The sequence below is a fragment of the Pseudomonas sp. UF-293 genome (assembly GCF_058245595.1).
The window spans coordinates 12,772-27,811 of sequence record NZ_JBSICA010000001.1; the positions used below are offsets into that span (position 1 = coordinate 12,772).

The window sequence follows — 15,040 nt, forward strand, 5'->3', positions numbered from 1 at the left end:
TTCAGAACGCCTGTTCTGAAGCCTTTTTGTTTTCCCCTGTGGCTTTAGATGCGAGCCTTGCGCACGCCTTGGGACAGCGCCGAACACAAACTCAACACGCCATCGATGGCCTGTTCAGGCGTATCGGCACTGGCGATGTGATCGATCAACGCCGAGCCCACCACCACACCGTCAGCCAGACGCGCGATCGCCGCAGCCTGCTCCGGTGTACGGATACCGAAACCGATGCTGATCGGCAGGTCGGTATGCCGACGCAGACGTGCAACCGCCTCTTCCACATGCTCCAGAGTCGCTGCACCGGCACCGGTGACACCCGCGACGGACACGTAATAGACGAAACCGGAACTGCCGTTGAGCACGCGCGGCAGACGCGCGTCGTCGGTGGTCGGCGTGGTCAGGCGAATGAAATCCAGCCCGGCAGCCTGCGCCGGGTCACACAGCTCTTCGTTGTGCTCTGGTGGCATATCCACCACGATGAGGCCGTCAACGCCAGCCTCTTTGGCTTCGGCGATGAAACGCTCGACGCCGAATTTGTGGATCGGGTTGAAATAACCCATCAACACCAGTGGCGTGTCGCTGTTGCCTTCACGGAACTCGCGAACCATTTGCAGGGTTTTCGCCAGATTCTGTTTGGCGCCCAGGGCGCGAATGTTGGCCAACTGGATCGCCGGGCCATCGGCCATCGGATCGGTGAACGGCATGCCCAGCTCGATCACATCGGCACCTGCGGCCGGCAGGCCTTTGAGGATTGCCAGCGAAGTGTCGTAGTCAGGATCACCGGCAGTGACAAAGGTCACCAGCGCCGCACGATTTTGTTGCTTGAGGTCGGCAAAGCGGGTTTGCAGGCGGCTCATCAGTGTTTCTCCTGCTGCGACTGTTGCATATGGTGCATCACGGTTTGCATGTCCTTGTCACCACGGCCCGAGAGGTTGACCACCATCAGGTGATCCTTTGGCAGCTTCGGTGCGCGCTTGAACACTTCGGCCAGGGCGTGGGCGCTTTCCAGGGCAGGAATGATCCCTTCCAGACGGCAGCATTTGTGGAACGCTTCAAGCGCTTCGTCGTCGGTTACCGAGGTGTACTGGACGCGGCCGATGTCATGCAACCACGCGTGTTCAGGGCCGATGCCCGGATAATCGAGGCCGGCGGAAATCGAGTGGGCGTCGATGATCTGGCCGTCGTCGTCCTGCAGCAGGAAAGTCCGGTTACCGTGCAGCACGCCCGGCACCCCGCCGTTGAGGCTGGCCGCGTGCTTGCCGGTTTCGATGCCGTAACCGGCAGCTTCGACGCCGATGATCTCAACGCTCTTGTCGTCGAGGAACGGGTGGAACAGGCCCATGGCGTTGGAACCGCCACCGATGCACGCCACCAGGCTGTCCGGCAGACGACCTTCCTGAGCTTGCAGTTGATCGCGGGTTTCCTTGCCGATGACGGCCTGGAAGTCGCGAACCATTGCTGGATAAGGGTGCGGGCCGGCCACGGTGCCGATCAGGTAGAAGGTGTTGTCGACGTTGGTCACCCAGTCACGCAGGGCTTCGTTCATCGCGTCTTTGAGGGTGCCGGTGCCGGCCACGACCGGGATGACTTCAGCGCCGAGCAGCTTCATGCGGAAGACGTTGGCCTGCTGACGTTCGATGTCGGTGGTGCCCATGTAGATCACGCAATCGAGACCGAAACGCGCAGCAACGGTGGCCGTGGCCACGCCGTGCATGCCGGCGCCGGTCTCGGCGATGATGCGCTTCTTGCCCATGCGCCGCGCCAGCAGGATCTGGCCGATGCAGTTGTTGATCTTGTGCGCGCCGGTGTGATTCAGCTCTTCACGCTTGAGGTAGATCTTCGCGCCGCCGCAGAATTCGGTCAGGCGTTCGGCGAAATACAGCGGGCTCGGACGTCCGACGTAGTCACGCTGGAAGTAGGCCAATTCTTCTTTGAAGGCCGGATCTTCCTTGGCCGCTTCGTATTCGCGGGCCAGGTCGAGGATCAACGGCATCAGGGTTTCCGCTACATAACGGCCACCGAACGCACCGAACAGGCCGTTGGCGTCAGGGCCGTTACGCAGATCAGAAGTGTGCGAAGTCTGGGTCATGGGGTCGCTCCAGGTGAATTCGGTCAGAAGACAATGACGACCACTCTACCCCTGACTTTCCAGGCTGAAAACCGATAAGATCGCCACAACCTGTCAGGAAAACTCACAGATACCATGAGCCATGACCTTCCCCCGCTGAATGCCTTGCGCGCTTTCGAGGCCACCGCTCGTCTGAACAGCGTCAGTCAGGCTGCCGAACAGCTGCACGTTACCCACGGCGCGGTCAGCCGCCAGCTCAAGGTGCTTGAAGACCATCTCGGTGTGAGCCTGTTCGTCAAGGACGGGCGCGGCTTGAAACTCACAGATGCCGGCGTGCGTCTGCGCGATGCCAGCGCCGAGGCGTTCGATCGGCTGCGCAATGTTTGCGCCGAACTCACGCAAAGCACTGCCGATGCGCCGTTCGTGCTGGGGTGTTCCGGGAGCCTGCTGGCGCGCTGGTTTATTCCGCGCCTGGGGCGGCTGAACGCTGATCTGCCGGATTTGCGTCTGCACCTGTCTGCCGGTGAAGGCGATCTCGATCCCCGCCGCCCGGGGCTGGACGCGCTGTTGCTGTTCGCCGAGCCACCGTGGCCGGCCGATATGCAGGTCTACGAACTGGCGGCGGAACGCATCGGCCCGGTGATGAGCCCGTTGTTCAGCGGTTATCAGAAGCTGCACACCGCTGCGGCCGCAGATCTTTTTGACGAGCCCTTGCTGCACACCACCTCTCGCCCGCAAGCCTGGCCAAGCTGGGCGCAGCAAAACCACCTCGATCCCAAGGCGTTGAAGCTCGGGCAAGGTTTTGAGCATTTGTATTATTTGCTGGAGGCGGCTGTTGCAGGTCTCGGCGTGGCAATCGCGCCGGAGCCGCTGGTAACCGAAGATCTGAAGGCGGGTCGCCTGGTTGCGCCGTGGGGCTTCTGCGAAACCCCGGCGCAACTGGCGTTGTGGCTACCCAAGCGCGCCGCAGACGGACGCGCCCGGCAACTGGCGCAGTGGCTCAAGAACGAGCTGCGCCAGACCGATCACTCGCCGCGCTTGAACAGAAAGTAGGCGGCAAGCAGACCGATTGCACCGACAGCCACGCCGGCTGTGGTCCATGGGTGTTCCTGCGCGTAGTCACGAGTGGCAATGCCGGTCTCGCGGGTTTTCATTTTGACTTCTTCGTACGCGTCGCTGAGCAGATGACGGGAATGTTTCAGCGCACTTTCGGCGTTGCTTTTCAGCGCCTTGAGGGTCTTGCGCGACTCGTCTGAAGCATCGTCTTTCAAGCTTTCCAACGATTTGAGCAGACTCTCGATCTCGGCTTCCATGCTTTGCAACGAGGCTTTACGTAAAGAGGTGTTGGCCATGGTGGCTCTCCTGCATTGGTGATGAGTGGCGTGTGTTGGTTGGGACTTCACCACTTCGAGAAAGTGCAGAAATTCTGAACTTCGGCAGCGCAGAGGCGCCGAAATCAACAGTGCAATTGCCTGCTAGGCTCAATTTCACACGCCCTTCCAACCCAAGGAGAACGCCATGAGTGACCATCACACGTACAAGAAAGTCGAGCTGGTCGGTTCGTCCACCACCAGCATCGAAGACGCCATCAACAACGCGCTGGCCGAGGCCAACAAGACCCTGCGCAATCTGGAATGGTTCGAAGTGACCGAAACCCGTGGCCACATCGAAAACGGCCAGGTGGCGCACTTTCAGGTAACACTTAAAGTCGGCTTCAAGATTGCCGCCAGCTGAGTTTGAGCTAGTCTTCTGAACTTGCGCGCTGGCCGAGTGCCATAGGGAATGGCAAAGCGCTACAAGGTGAGCGCATCGGGTGGATGATCCGATGCCCGCCTCTTTCAATCCGACCAGGGAGTGCGACCGATGAAGAAGTTCATGTTGGCAGTAGGTTTGTTGAGCCTTGCGGGTGGTGCATTTGCAGCCGGCAAGCCATGTGAAGAGCTGAAAAGCGAAATCGCCGCGAAGCTCGACGCCAAAGGCGTTTCCGGTTATTCGCTGGAAGTTGTCGACAAGGGTGCGGCGGCTGATGGCGACGTCGTCGGCAGTTGCGAAGGCGGCAGCAAGGACATCGTCTACAAGCGCGGTTGATTGCGCCTGAAATACAAAAGCCGACGTCGATGCGTCGGCTTTTTTATGGGCGATGATTCCGAGTGTGGGAGATGCGGCACGCTGCGATCTTCGGATATTGATTTCAAATCACAATCCAAAGATCGCAGCCTCGTTGCACTCGACAGCTCCTACACGGTTCGCGTTATCCCTTCATGACTTGGGCCAGCAATTCGTAGGAATGGATGCGATCGGCGTGTTCGTAAAGATCACTGGTGAAAATCAGCTCGTCCGCCTGGGTCTGTTCGATCAACACTTCCAGTTTGGCGCGGATCTTCTGCGGGCCGCCGACCATGGCGAGGCCGAGGAAATCGCCCACCGCTTCACGTTCATGGGGCAGCCACAGACCGTCCATGGTTTTCACCGGCGGACGCTGCACCAGGCTCTGGCCACGCATCAACGCAAGAATGCGCTGGTACACCGACGTCGCCAGGTAATCGGCTTGCTCATCGGTATCCGCTGCCACCAGCGGCACGCCGAGCATCACGTACGGCTTGTCGAGCACCGCCGACGGTTTGAAGTGGTTGCGGTAGATGCGGATCGCCTCGTGCATGAAGCGCGGCGCGAAGTGCGAGGCGAAGGCGTAAGGCAAGCCGCGCTCACCCGCCAATTGCGCACTGAACAGGCTTGAGCCGAGCAGCCAGATCGGCACGTTGGTGCCTGTGCCGGGCATGGCGATCACCCGTTGCTCCGGGGTGCGCGGGCCGAGGTAGCGCATCAGTTCGGCGACGTCTTCGGGAAAATCGTCAGCACTGCCAGAGCGCTCACGACGCAAGGCGCGGGCGGTCATCTGGTCAGAGCCGGGGGCGCGGCCCAGACCCAGGTCGATTCGCCCCGGATAAAGACTCTCGAGGGTGCCGAACTGCTCGGCAATCACCAGCGGCGCATGGTTGGGCAGCATCACCCCGCCGGAACCGACACGGATCGTCGAAGTGCCACCAGCCAGATAGCCGAGCAAGACTGATGTAGCAGAACTGGCGATGCCGTCCATATTGTGATGCTCGGCGACCCAGAAGCGCGTGTAGCCAAACTTCTCGGCATGCTGCGCCAAGTCCAGCGAATTGCGCAGCGATTGCGCCGCGCTGCCGTTTTCGCGCACCGGCACCAGGTCGAGGGTGGAAAATTTAACGTCGGACAGTTTTTTCATGAACCTGCATCTCCGGGTGGGGAGGCAGGTTTTTCTTGCGAACGAAAACCTGCCAAATCCATAAGCGTGTTTTATGGAATGAGGGCATATACCCGAGATTCAATAGCAGCGACGAAATTTCCTACTAAAAAAGTCAACGATTCAGCCAGGCTGAACTTTGTTCCGCCGTCTATCCTCAGAAGCCTTGCTAGTAAAAACCGCGACGGCGCGGCGTTCCGCGCCACATTTGAGGAGGCAGACATGGCTATCGTGAAAAAGGCATCGGCGCATTGGGAAGGCGACCTGAAAACCGGTCTCGGCTCGATCTCCACCGAAACCGGCGTACTGCGCGAAGCGCCGTACGGCTTCAAGGCGCGCTTTGAAGGCGGCAAAGGCACCAACCCGGAAGAACTGATCGGCGCGGCCCACGCCGGGTGCTTCTCCATGGCGTTTTCGATGATTCTCGGCGACGCCGGCCTGAAGGCAGACAGCATCGACACCAACGCTGAAGTCACCCTCGATCAGGTTGACGGCGGCTTCGCGATCACTGCTGTGAAGCTGATTCTCAAGGCGAAGATCCCGGGCGCAACTCAGCAGCAGTTTGAAGAGTTGAGCAACAAGGCCAAGGAGGGGTGCCCGGTTTCCAAGGTCCTGAATGCGAAGATCACCCTCGAGGCTTCGCTGGTCAGCTGATTCGGCGTTTGCCGGGCTGACGCTTTCGCGAGCAGGCTCGCTCCCACAGGGGATTTGTGCACGACGCAGATCCAGTGTGTGAGCGAGCCTGCTCGCGAAGGCGGCCTCGGATTCAACTCAGCAACCGGCAATCAATACAAGGTGTGAGCAAAGTCAGAACCCGCTCTGTAAAAATGTGGTCGAATAATCCACAGCAGCTTCAGCGCACGCCTGTGCGCGCTGCCTCAAGGAGCTTCATCGATGAAACGTATTGGCTTGGCGATCCTTTGCAGTGCACTGGCCACGTCCGCTTTCGCAGCCCCCAAGGACTGCGAAGAGCTCAGAAAGGAAATCGAGATCAAGATTCAGGCGAAGGCAATTCCCTCCTACACCCTGGAAATCATCACGGCAGAAGAGGCGAAGCAGCATGACTCGGCCATGATCGTCGGTTCTTGCGAGAACGGCACCAAACGGATCATCTACCAGAAAAACGACAGCTGAAGCGCTAGATGATGCAGTGGAACTCGCGGTCTTCAGCAACGATCTCGCGCTTGGCATTGTACAAACGCGCGCTCGGTGTGAACGCCAGCGAGCGGCCTTCCAGGAGATAACGCTGGCCGGCCTCGAAGTGGTCATAACGGATCGTCAGATAACACAAACGCTCGACCGGGCCGGTGAGCAGACTGCCACCGCCGCCAAACACTTCGAAGTCGAAACGCACCCGCAGCTCGTGGCTGCCGGGCGTCACCTGGAAGAACCGCCCGTCGTTCAAGCGCTGGTTGTCGAGACGCTCGGCCATCAGCAACTTGCCGCCGGGGCTTGGCGTAGAGAAGTCGACCCAGGCCATGTGCGGATCAACCGGTGGCAATGGCGTCTGGCATCCGGCGACGAGACCGACAACGAGCAACAGCAGCAAGGTGCGCATGATGGATATCCGCAGGTTTGAACAGCCAGCATAGCGCCGATCAACTGCTCTGACAGCCCGCCGGTGTGCCCTGACCGACAACCTTGCGCTGTTCGTCATAAAGCTTGGCCCAAGGCCGGAAGCCGATGCTGCCAGCCTGCAGCTGATAGCGCTGGCCGGCGTTGAAGTCCTTGAATTTCACGCTCAACTGGCAATCGCGCCACAGCGGTTCGGCAGTCGGGCCGATGTTGGTGGCTTCGACCGGAAATTGATAGCGCACCTTCAGCTCATGGCTGCCGGGCTGCACTTCGAAATAACGTTTGTCGACAGCCTGTGTGGCATCGACTTGTACGGCTTGCAGCGCCGTGTCGTGTTGGCGAGCGTCAAGATCGATCCAGGCTTGCGAAGGGTCGGGGTCGGGCATTCCGAATCCGGCACAACCGGCCAGCGTCAGCAGGCCTCCTGTCAGCATCAACATGCGCATAGCGGTGCTCCTTGAGGCGGGATAGTCTTGGGGCAGACTTTCCGGGGAATTTCTTATTTTGATCAGGCCGTCTTCAAGCCTTGGGTTACTTGATCGCGTTTTTCCGATTTTGTTTCCGGGTGTGTTGTTTTTGTTGCTCAACGGTTGCGCCAGCGTCAGCTACTACAGCCAGCTGGCCAGCGGACAATTGCAATTGCTGCGCGCGCGGGAACCGGTGGAGAAAGTCATTGCCGACCCGAACCGCGACGCCAGATTGCGCACGCATTTGGCTCAATCGCAGAAGGCTCGCACGTTCGCCAGCGAGCACCTGCATCTGCCGGACAACCAAAGCTATCGTCTCTACGCCGACATCGGCCGACCGTTCGTGGTGTGGAATGTGTTCGCCACCGCCGAATTTTCTCTCACGCCGCAGAATCACTGCTTCCCGATTGCCGGCTGCGTGGCCTATCGCGGCTACTACAGCCAGAGCGCCGCCCGTGGCGAAGCGGCGATTCAGCGATTGCAGGGCATGGACGTATCGATCGGCGGGGTCGAGGCGTACTCGACGCTTGGCTGGTTCAATGATCCGATCCTCAACTCGATGATGGGCTGGGGCGATGAACGACTGGCCATGCTGATATTTCATGAACTGGCGCACCAGCGCTTTTATGTAAAAGACGACACCGAGTTCAACGAGTCTTTCGCCACCTTCGTCGAGCAGGAAGGGACGCGGCAGTGGCGGGCGTTTCGCGGGCTTCCCGCGGAGTCAGGCGCGAGGCTCAAGCAGCGTGACCAGTTCATCGAACTGGTACTCGCCACGCGTTCACGACTGGAGACGCTGTATGCGCAGCCGCTGTCGGTTGAGCAGATGCGTGAGCGCAAAGCGGCAGAATTCGAGCGCTTGCGCCGGGAGTATCGGGTCATGCGCGACGGTCAGTGGGCCGGAGACAAGCGCTATGACGCCTGGGTCAACGCGCCGCTGAACAATGCGCGGTTGTTGCCGTTCGGGCTGTATGACCAGTGGGTGCCGGCGTTTGCGGCGGTGTTCAGGCAAGTAGATGGGGATTGGCTGAGGTTTTATGCCGAGGTTGAGCGGTTGGGACGGTTGCCGGTTGATGAGCGTAAGGCGAGGCTAAAAGCGCTGGCCCAGTCCTAAGGAACTCGGGGGCATAACGGCCCTTTCGCGAGCAGGCTCGCTCCCACATTGGATCGCGGTGCCTCTGTGGGAGCGAGCCTGCTCGCGAAGGCTATTTCATCAGCGCTGCAAAAACGCCTGATGCAACGCATCCAGCGTCTCGAAGTGATAAGCCGGCGCCTCCGCGTTCAACTCCTCGAAGCTGCCGAACCCATAGCCCACCGCCGCTGCATCGAGACCATTGCTGCGCGCGCCGATCAGGTCATGCTTGCGGTCACCGATCATCAGTGTCTGCGCCGGGTCCAGGCGTTCTTCCTCAAGCAGGTGCGCAATCAGCTCAACCTTGTTGGTCCGCGTGCCATCCAGTTCGCTGCCGTAGATCACTTTGAAGTGGCGGGCGAAGTCGAAGTGGCGGGCGATCTCGCGGGCAAACACCCACGGTTTGGAGGTGGCGATGTACAACTGCCGCCCTTGCCCGCTCAAGGTCTCCAGCAACGGCGTAACCCCGTCGAACACTCGGTTTTCGTAGAGGCCGGTGACCTTGAAGCGCTCGCGATAGAAATTCACCGCTTCCCAGGCCCTGGCCTCGTCGAAGTCGTAAAACTGCATGAACGCTTGCAACAACGGCGGGCCGATGAAGTGTTCCAGTTTGCTCAGGTCCGGTTCGTCGATGCCGAGATTGGCCAAGGCAAACTGGATGGAGCGAGTGATGCCCTCACGCGGATCGGTCAGGGTGCCATCGAGGTCGAACAGTACGGTCTGGTAATGCATGGAAATTCCTGAGCTGGTGTAGGGCAATTCAGAGCTGGTCGTAGCCTTCGGCCAGATGCAGGTCCTTGAGCTTGACGTAGTTCGCCGCGCTGTACGTAAAGAAAGCGTTTTCCTTATCGGTCAGCGGGCGCACTTGCTTGACCGGGCTGCCGACATACAGAAAGCCGCTCTGCAGACGCTTGCCTGGCGGTACCAGACTGCCAGCGCCAATGATCACGTCGTCCTCGACCACGGCGCCATCCATGACAATGCTGCCCATGCCGATCAGCACGCGATTGCCAACGGTGCAGCCGTGCAGCATGACCTTGTGGGCGATGGTCACGTCATCGCCGATCAGCAGTGGAAAACCGTCCGGGTTGAACGGGCCGGCGTGGGTGATGTGCAGCACGCAGCCGTCCTGCACGCTGGTGCGCGCCCCGATGCGGATGCGGTGCATGTCGCCACGGATCACCGTCAGCGGCCAGACCGAGCTGTCTGCGCCAATTTCGACGTCGCCGATCACCACCGCCGAACCGTCGACGAATGCGCCGTTGCTCAAGCGGGGGGTGTGATTCTGATATTTGCGAAGGGACACGATTAGTTCTCTCTCTGTCGCCGATAGCTGCGGTGAGTGTCGATTGTAATTAAGATGGGCGCATGTTTCTTCCAGCCAAGGTGCCAACCGTGAGCGTGAACAACCCTCTTTTGCAGTCCTACGACCTGCCGCCGTTCTCCACGATCCGTGCCGAACACGTCCAGCCCGCCATCGAAACCATCCTCGCGGACAACCGCGCCGCCATCGTCGAAATTCTCGAGACCCAGCGCAAGAACCCGACCTGGGCCGGTCTGGTGCTGGCGATGGACGAACTCAACGATCGTCTCGGTGCGGCATGGAGCCCGGTCAGCCATCTTAACGCCGTGTGCAACAGCGCCGAATTGCGTGAAGCCTACGAGTCGTGCCTGCCAGCGCTGAGCGCCTACTCCACCGAGATGGGCCAGAACCGCGAGCTGTTCCAGGCGTATGAAGCGTTGGCCAACAGTCCGGAAGCTGCCAATTTCGACGTCGCGCAAAAAACCATTCTGGAACATGCCCTGCGCGATTTCCGTCTGTCGGGTATCGATCTGCCGGAAGCCGAGCAGAAACGTTACGCCGAAGTGCAGAGCAAACTGTCCGAGCTGGGCAGCCGTTTCTCCAACCAATTGCTCGACGCTACGCAGGCCTGGACCAAGCACGTCACCGACGAAGCCGCCCTCGCCGGCCTGACCGATTCGGCCAAGGCGCAAATGGCTGCCGCCGCCCAGGCCAAAGGCCTCGACGGCTGGCTGATCACACTGGAATTTCCCAGCTATTACGCGGTGATGACCTACGCGCAAGACCGCGCGCTGCGTGAAGAAGTCTACGCCGCCTACTGCACCCGCGCCTCGGATCAAGGCCCGAATGCCGGTCAGAACGACAACGGCCCGGTGATGGAGGAGATCCTCGATCTACGTCAGGAACTGGCCCGACTGTTGGGCTTCGCCAGTTTTGCCGAGCTGAGCCTGGCGACGAAAATGGCCGAATCCAGCGATCAGGTGCTGAGCTTTCTGCGCGATCTGGCCCAGCGCAGCAAGCCTTTCGCCGCGCAGGATCTGCAACAGCTGCGCGCTTACGCCGCCGAACAGGGCTGCGCCGACCTGCAAAGCTGGGACAGCGGTTTCTACGGTGAAAAACTTCGCGAGCAGCGCTACAGCGTCGCTCAGGAAACCCTGCGTGCCTACTTCCCGATCGATAAAGTCCTGAGCGGTCTGTTCGCCATCGTCCAGCGTTTGTACGGCATCGAGATCGCCGAGCAGAAAGGCTTCGACACCTGGCATCCGGACGTACGCCTGTTCGAGATCAAGGAAAACGGCCAGCACGTCGGCCGCTTCTTCTTCGACCTGTATGCCCGCGCCAACAAGCGTGGCGGCGCGTGGATGGACGGCGCCCGCGACCGTCGTCGCACCGTCGACGGTGTGCTGCAAAGCCCGGTGGCCAATCTGGTGTGCAACTTCACCCCGGCCGACAGCGGCAAACCGGCGCTGCTGACCCACGATGAAGTGACCACACTGTTCCACGAATTCGGCCATGGCCTGCACCACCTGCTGACCCGCGTTGAACACGCAGGCGTATCCGGCATCAATGGCGTGGCCTGGGACGCGGTCGAGCTGCCGAGCCAGTTCATGGAAAACTGGTGCTGGGAGCCGGAAGGCCTGGCGCTGATCTCCGGCCACTACGAGACCGGTGAGCCACTGCCGCAGGACCTGCTGGAAAAAATGCTCGCGGCGAAGAACTTCCAGTCCGGCCTGATGATGGTGCGTCAGCTGGAGTTTTCGCTCTTCGACTTCGAACTGCACGCCACCCACGGCGATGGCCGCAGCGTGGCGCAAGTGCTCGAGGGCGTGCGTGACGAGGTGTCGGTGATGCGTCCTCCGGCTTACAACCGTTTCCCCAACAGCTTTGCGCACATCTTCGCTGGTGGTTACGCGGCGGGTTACTACAGCTACAAGTGGGCCGAAGTGTTGTCCGCCGATGCCTTCTCGAAATTCGAGGAAGACGGTGTGCTCAACGCTGACACCGGTCGGGCGTTCCGCGAAGCGATTCTGGCGCGCGGCGGCTCGCAGGCACCAATGGTGCTGTTCGTCGACTTCCGTGGCCGTGAGCCTTCGATCGATGCGCTGTTGCGCCACAGCGGCCTGAGTGAGGACGCGGCAGCATGAGTGACGGCCCTGTGATCACCAAGAAGCGCTTTATCGCCGGGGCGGTCTGCCCGGCGTGCAGCGAGCCGGACAAACTGATGATGTGGAACGAGGACGGCGTGCCACACCGCGAATGCGTGGCCTGCGGTTACTCCGACACCCTCAACGAGCAGGGCCTGTCGGTGCCCAAAGAGCTTGGCACGCGGGTCAACACCAGCGCGCTGAAGCCTGCCGCCGATAAAAAGGTTCAGGCCGTGCAGTTCTTCCCCAACCCCAAGTTGAAGAAAAAGCCCGACGAGCAGCAGTGACAATTACCGCCGCCTGCCGATGACCGTCGGCAGGCGGCGGTAACTATCTACCACCGCGCCCCTGCGCTTCCTGATTAGGCTGGCCAATCCAGCCCTCTTCATGGAAGACGCCATGCCTGACACCAATCCCCTCCTGCAACACTGGCAGCTGCCGCCCTGGTCGGCAGTACGCGCCGAGCATTTGCTGCCGGCGGTCGAGCACATCGTTGCCGACAACCTGCTGATTATCGACAACGTCATCGCCACTCAGGTCGATCATCCCAATTGGGACGACGTGGTGATTGCCATTGATGAAGCCGACGCGCGCCTGGCGGAAACCATGGCGATCATCGAGTTCCTGACAGTGATCCACTCCGACGACGCCGACTGGTTATTGCAGAGCGCACTGAGCGGCAATACCGCAGAACGCTTCAGCGCAACGAGGAGCAGTCATCGGGCGTTGCTCCAAACCTATCAGCGGCTGGCAAAGAGCTCGATTGCCGCGAGTTTCAATGATTCACGCAAAACCGCGCTGGCGAAGATCCTGCGCAGATTTCGTCTGGCCGGCACTGAGTTGCCGGCAGCGCAGCGAACACAGCTGGCACAGTTGAACGAGGACATCGGCCTGCAGGAAAAACGCTTCCTGGCCAACCTCGCCGCAGCCAACTCCGCCTGGTACAAGCAGATCGACGATCAGACCGTGCTGGAAGGGCTGACACCCGATGTGCAAGCGCATCTGGCTGCCAACGCTAAACAGGCTGGGCTGTCCGGCTGGCGACTTACGCTGAATCAGCACACTTTCGAACAGATCATGACCCGCGCACAAAACCGCGCATTGCGCGAGGAGTACTTCAAGGCTTACTACACCCGTGCCTCGGATCAGGGGCCCACGGCCGGGCGCTTCGACAATGAGCCAGTACTGGCCAGGCTGTTGATCGCTCGCCATGCGAAGGCGAAGTTACTGGGTTTCGACGATTTCGCCCAATTGCGCCTGCACAACCGCATGGCCACGCATACCGATCAGGTCAGCCGTTTCCTGCATCGGCAGATCGCGCTCAATGCCGCGCAACTGGCGCGCGACACCGCAGAGCTGCAAGTCTTCGCTCGCCAGCGGGGCATCGAGCAGCTGCAGGCGTGGGATCAGGACTTCCTAGCGGAACAGTTGCGCCTGCAGCAACTGGACGAGGCGCTGAGTGACCTGCGCCAGTATTTCCCGCTCAATGCCACTCTGCGCAGCCTGTGCCGGTTCGGCGAGCATCTGTTTGGCATCACCATTGTGGAGGACCCGCAGGGCGAACGCTTCGATGACCAGGTTCGACTATTCGAGGTCAGTGAGCATGGACAGCCGATCGGCTTTATCTACATCGACCCATTCCATCGTGAAACCGGCAGCGATTACGCCTGGACCGGTGTGCTGCGCAATCGACGCATCACTGCCGAAGGCCGGCCGGTACTGCCGATAGCCTCGCTGCAAAGTAATTTCACCGCTGCCGCTGCCGGCCATCCTGATCTGCTTTCTCACCAGGATCTGCGCGTACTTCTGCATGAGTTCGGGCATTGTCTGCATCACGTGCTGACGCGCTCGCCCCATTACAACCTGTCAGGCATATCGCAACTGAGCCGCGACGCGGCCGAATTTACCGGTCAACTTTTCGAACACTGGGCGCGGTCAGGGGAATTTTTGCGCTGGCTGGGCACGCATCACGAAACCGGCGAGCGTCTTGGCGAAGAGCAGATCAACCGTGCACTGGTTGCTCTCGGCGCTCAGCGCAGTCGAGACACGGCAATGCTGCTGATGAGCGCGCTGCTGGATTTCGAGCTGCACCGCAGTCAGGGCGACGGGCGCAGCGTTCAGCAGGTATTCGATGAGGTTCAAGGCGTGTTCCCGCACTTGCAGTTGCCAGCAGAATGCCGCTTTGCCAACAGCTGCGACTATCTGGCGACCGGTTACGAAGCTTCGCTGTACGCATACAAGTGGTCAGGCGTGCTGGCGAGCGAAGCATTCAAACGCTTCGAACGAGAAGGCGTATTCAATGAGAAAACCGGCCGCGACCTGCGCGAAACACTGCTTTCGGGTGACAAGAAGTCGCTGCCCGAAGCGCTGCAAGCCTTTCTCGGCCAGCCGATCAACCCTGAGCTCTTCGCCGGGCTGCCAGACTGAGCGGTCAACGCTGGACGTGCGCCGAGTCGAACCAACTCTTCATCGAGCACATGGCGAAGGCACTGGTGCTGCATTCGCCATTGACCAGCGCCTCGTGCAATCGGTCGACGTCGACTTGCATCACATAACGCACGCTGTCGTGAAAATGCTGGCTGTCACCAAAGCCGCCCTCGGTCATTTCCTTGAGCGCCTGCTCCTTGCTCCAGCCCTGCACTACCACGCGGTACATCGCCGCCATCAGTCCGGTGCGGTCAGATCCGTGCTTGCAGTGCATCAGCACCGGGCCATCAGCTTCAGCGGACTGAATCGCGCGCAGGGCCTTGAGCACATCGCTGTCGTCGACGTGATTGGTGCGATACGGCAGTTGCACCTGCTTGATTCCCGGCACAGAGAGCCAGTCGCTATCAGCGTCAGGCAGGAAGTTGATTACGGTGACGACATGCAGATCGTTCAACAGCGGCACCGCGCTGCGGCTGGGCAAGGCGCTGCGATACAGCGTCGGTGACATGCGGAACAGGTTGAACTGCGCCTCGACCGGTTGCGCCCACTCGGCCGGGCGAGATGCCGTGGCGTCGGCCGCCCGGGCGGCAATTCCATGCAACAGGGCAACAAGCGAAAAACATAACGCGGGGAAAAAGCGCACTCGAGACATGCTG

The 15,040-nt window shown here is 60.4% G+C and carries 18 protein-coding genes; 9 read left to right on the plus strand and 9 right to left on the minus strand.

Annotated features, from left to right (window positions below; genetic code table 11):
• Window positions 1-44: 44 nt before the first annotated feature.
• Both trpA and trpB read right to left on the minus strand, forming a co-directional pair.
• A complete protein-coding gene (gene trpA / locus AC4IHP_RS00070) occupies window positions 45-854 on the minus strand; it encodes a tryptophan synthase subunit alpha (protein ID WP_460122675.1) in 810 nt (269 codons plus the stop codon).
• Window positions 854-2,086, minus strand: a complete 1,233-nt coding sequence (gene trpB / locus AC4IHP_RS00075) for a tryptophan synthase subunit beta (RefSeq protein ID WP_039757076.1) — start codon at window positions 2,084-2,086, stop codon at window positions 854-856. The genes trpA and trpB overlap by 1 nt, the downstream gene beginning before the upstream one ends.
• Before the next feature lie 114 nt (window positions 2,087-2,200).
• On the opposite strand from trpB, the gene AC4IHP_RS00080 reads away from it, so the two are divergent.
• On the plus strand, window positions 2,201-3,118 hold the full coding sequence (locus AC4IHP_RS00080) for a LysR family transcriptional regulator (protein ID WP_490830583.1): 918 nt from the start codon (window positions 2,201-2,203) through the stop codon (window positions 3,116-3,118).
• Here AC4IHP_RS00080 and AC4IHP_RS00085 read toward each other — a convergent pair.
• Window positions 3,091-3,417, minus strand: coding sequence for an ElaB/YgaM/YqjD family protein (locus AC4IHP_RS00085; RefSeq protein ID WP_490830584.1), 327 nt, complete (start codon window positions 3,415-3,417; stop codon window positions 3,091-3,093). The two genes, AC4IHP_RS00080 and AC4IHP_RS00085, sit on opposite strands and share 28 nt — an antisense overlap.
• A gap of 166 nt (window positions 3,418-3,583) precedes the next feature.
• Between AC4IHP_RS00085 and AC4IHP_RS00090 the strand changes: the two genes are divergently transcribed.
• Together AC4IHP_RS00090 and AC4IHP_RS00095 are read left to right on the plus strand one after the other, a co-directional pair.
• Window positions 3,584-3,799: a dodecin gene (locus AC4IHP_RS00090; RefSeq protein ID WP_016772305.1), complete on the plus strand. Its 216-nt coding sequence runs from the start codon at window positions 3,584-3,586 to the stop codon at window positions 3,797-3,799.
• Window positions 3,800-3,928: 129 nt separating this feature from the next.
• Window positions 3,929-4,153 (plus strand): DUF1161 domain-containing protein, encoded by a 225-nt coding sequence (locus tag AC4IHP_RS00095; protein ID WP_071173980.1) that lies wholly within the window; start codon window positions 3,929-3,931, stop codon window positions 4,151-4,153.
• Between the two features lie 163 nt (window positions 4,154-4,316).
• Here AC4IHP_RS00095 and AC4IHP_RS00100 read toward each other — a convergent pair whose 3' ends face one another.
• Window positions 4,317-5,318, minus strand: a complete 1,002-nt coding sequence (locus tag AC4IHP_RS00100) for an LLM class flavin-dependent oxidoreductase (RefSeq protein ID WP_041476454.1) — start codon at window positions 5,316-5,318, stop codon at window positions 4,317-4,319.
• Between the two features lie 240 nt (window positions 5,319-5,558).
• Here AC4IHP_RS00100 and AC4IHP_RS00105 point away from each other — a divergent pair, with 240 nt between their 5' ends.
• Entirely contained in the window at window positions 5,559-5,990 is a 432-nt protein-coding gene (locus AC4IHP_RS00105) for an OsmC family protein (protein WP_016772308.1), read from the plus strand.
• A 240-nt stretch (window positions 5,991-6,230) separates the two neighbouring features.
• Entirely contained in the window at window positions 6,231-6,470 is a 240-nt protein-coding gene (locus AC4IHP_RS00110; RefSeq protein WP_125917048.1) for a DUF1161 domain-containing protein, read from the plus strand.
• A 4-nt stretch (window positions 6,471-6,474) separates the two neighbouring features.
• Here AC4IHP_RS00110 and AC4IHP_RS00115 read toward each other — a convergent pair whose 3' ends face one another.
• The gene (locus AC4IHP_RS00115; protein ID WP_125917046.1) at window positions 6,475-6,894 is read right to left on the minus strand and encodes a PA0061/PA0062 family lipoprotein; all 420 of its coding nucleotides are present in this window, start codon (window positions 6,892-6,894) and stop codon (window positions 6,475-6,477) included.
• 40 nt (window positions 6,895-6,934) lie between these two features.
• A complete protein-coding gene (locus tag AC4IHP_RS00120) occupies window positions 6,935-7,357 on the minus strand; it encodes a PA0061/PA0062 family lipoprotein (protein WP_016772311.1) in 423 nt (140 codons plus the stop codon).
• Window positions 7,358-7,415: 58 nt separating this feature from the next.
• Between AC4IHP_RS00120 and AC4IHP_RS00125 the strand changes: the two genes are divergently transcribed.
• Window positions 7,416-8,492 (plus strand): aminopeptidase, encoded by a 1,077-nt coding sequence (locus AC4IHP_RS00125; RefSeq protein ID WP_490830585.1) that lies wholly within the window; start codon window positions 7,416-7,418, stop codon window positions 8,490-8,492.
• A gap of 99 nt (window positions 8,493-8,591) precedes the next feature.
• Here AC4IHP_RS00125 and AC4IHP_RS00130 read toward each other — a convergent pair whose 3' ends face one another.
• Entirely contained in the window at window positions 8,592-9,242 is a 651-nt protein-coding gene (locus AC4IHP_RS00130; RefSeq protein ID WP_463537261.1) for an HAD family hydrolase, read from the minus strand.
• A 28-nt stretch (window positions 9,243-9,270) separates the two neighbouring features.
• Entirely contained in the window at window positions 9,271-9,816 is a 546-nt protein-coding gene (locus tag AC4IHP_RS00135) for a gamma carbonic anhydrase family protein (protein WP_490830586.1), read from the minus strand.
• Between the two features lie 62 nt (window positions 9,817-9,878).
• Here AC4IHP_RS00135 and prlC point away from each other — a divergent pair, with 62 nt between their 5' ends.
• From prlC to AC4IHP_RS00150, 3 genes are all read left to right on the plus strand, one after another.
• Window positions 9,879-11,957: an oligopeptidase A gene (prlC, locus tag AC4IHP_RS00140; protein ID WP_490830587.1), complete on the plus strand. Its 2,079-nt coding sequence runs from the start codon at window positions 9,879-9,881 to the stop codon at window positions 11,955-11,957.
• A complete protein-coding gene (locus AC4IHP_RS00145) occupies window positions 11,954-12,244 on the plus strand; it encodes a YheV family putative zinc ribbon protein (protein ID WP_016772316.1) in 291 nt (96 codons plus the stop codon). The genes prlC and AC4IHP_RS00145 overlap by 4 nt, the downstream gene beginning before the upstream one ends.
• Before the next feature lie 112 nt (window positions 12,245-12,356).
• Window positions 12,357-14,384: a M3 family metallopeptidase gene (locus tag AC4IHP_RS00150; RefSeq protein ID WP_490830588.1), complete on the plus strand. Its 2,028-nt coding sequence runs from the start codon at window positions 12,357-12,359 to the stop codon at window positions 14,382-14,384.
• Between the two features lie 4 nt (window positions 14,385-14,388).
• Here the strand turns inward: AC4IHP_RS00150 and AC4IHP_RS00155 are convergent, their stop codons facing one another.
• The gene (locus AC4IHP_RS00155; protein WP_490830589.1) at window positions 14,389-15,036 is read right to left on the minus strand and encodes a phosphatase domain-containing protein; all 648 of its coding nucleotides are present in this window, start codon (window positions 15,034-15,036) and stop codon (window positions 14,389-14,391) included.
• Between the last annotated feature and the right edge of the window lie 4 nt (window positions 15,037-15,040).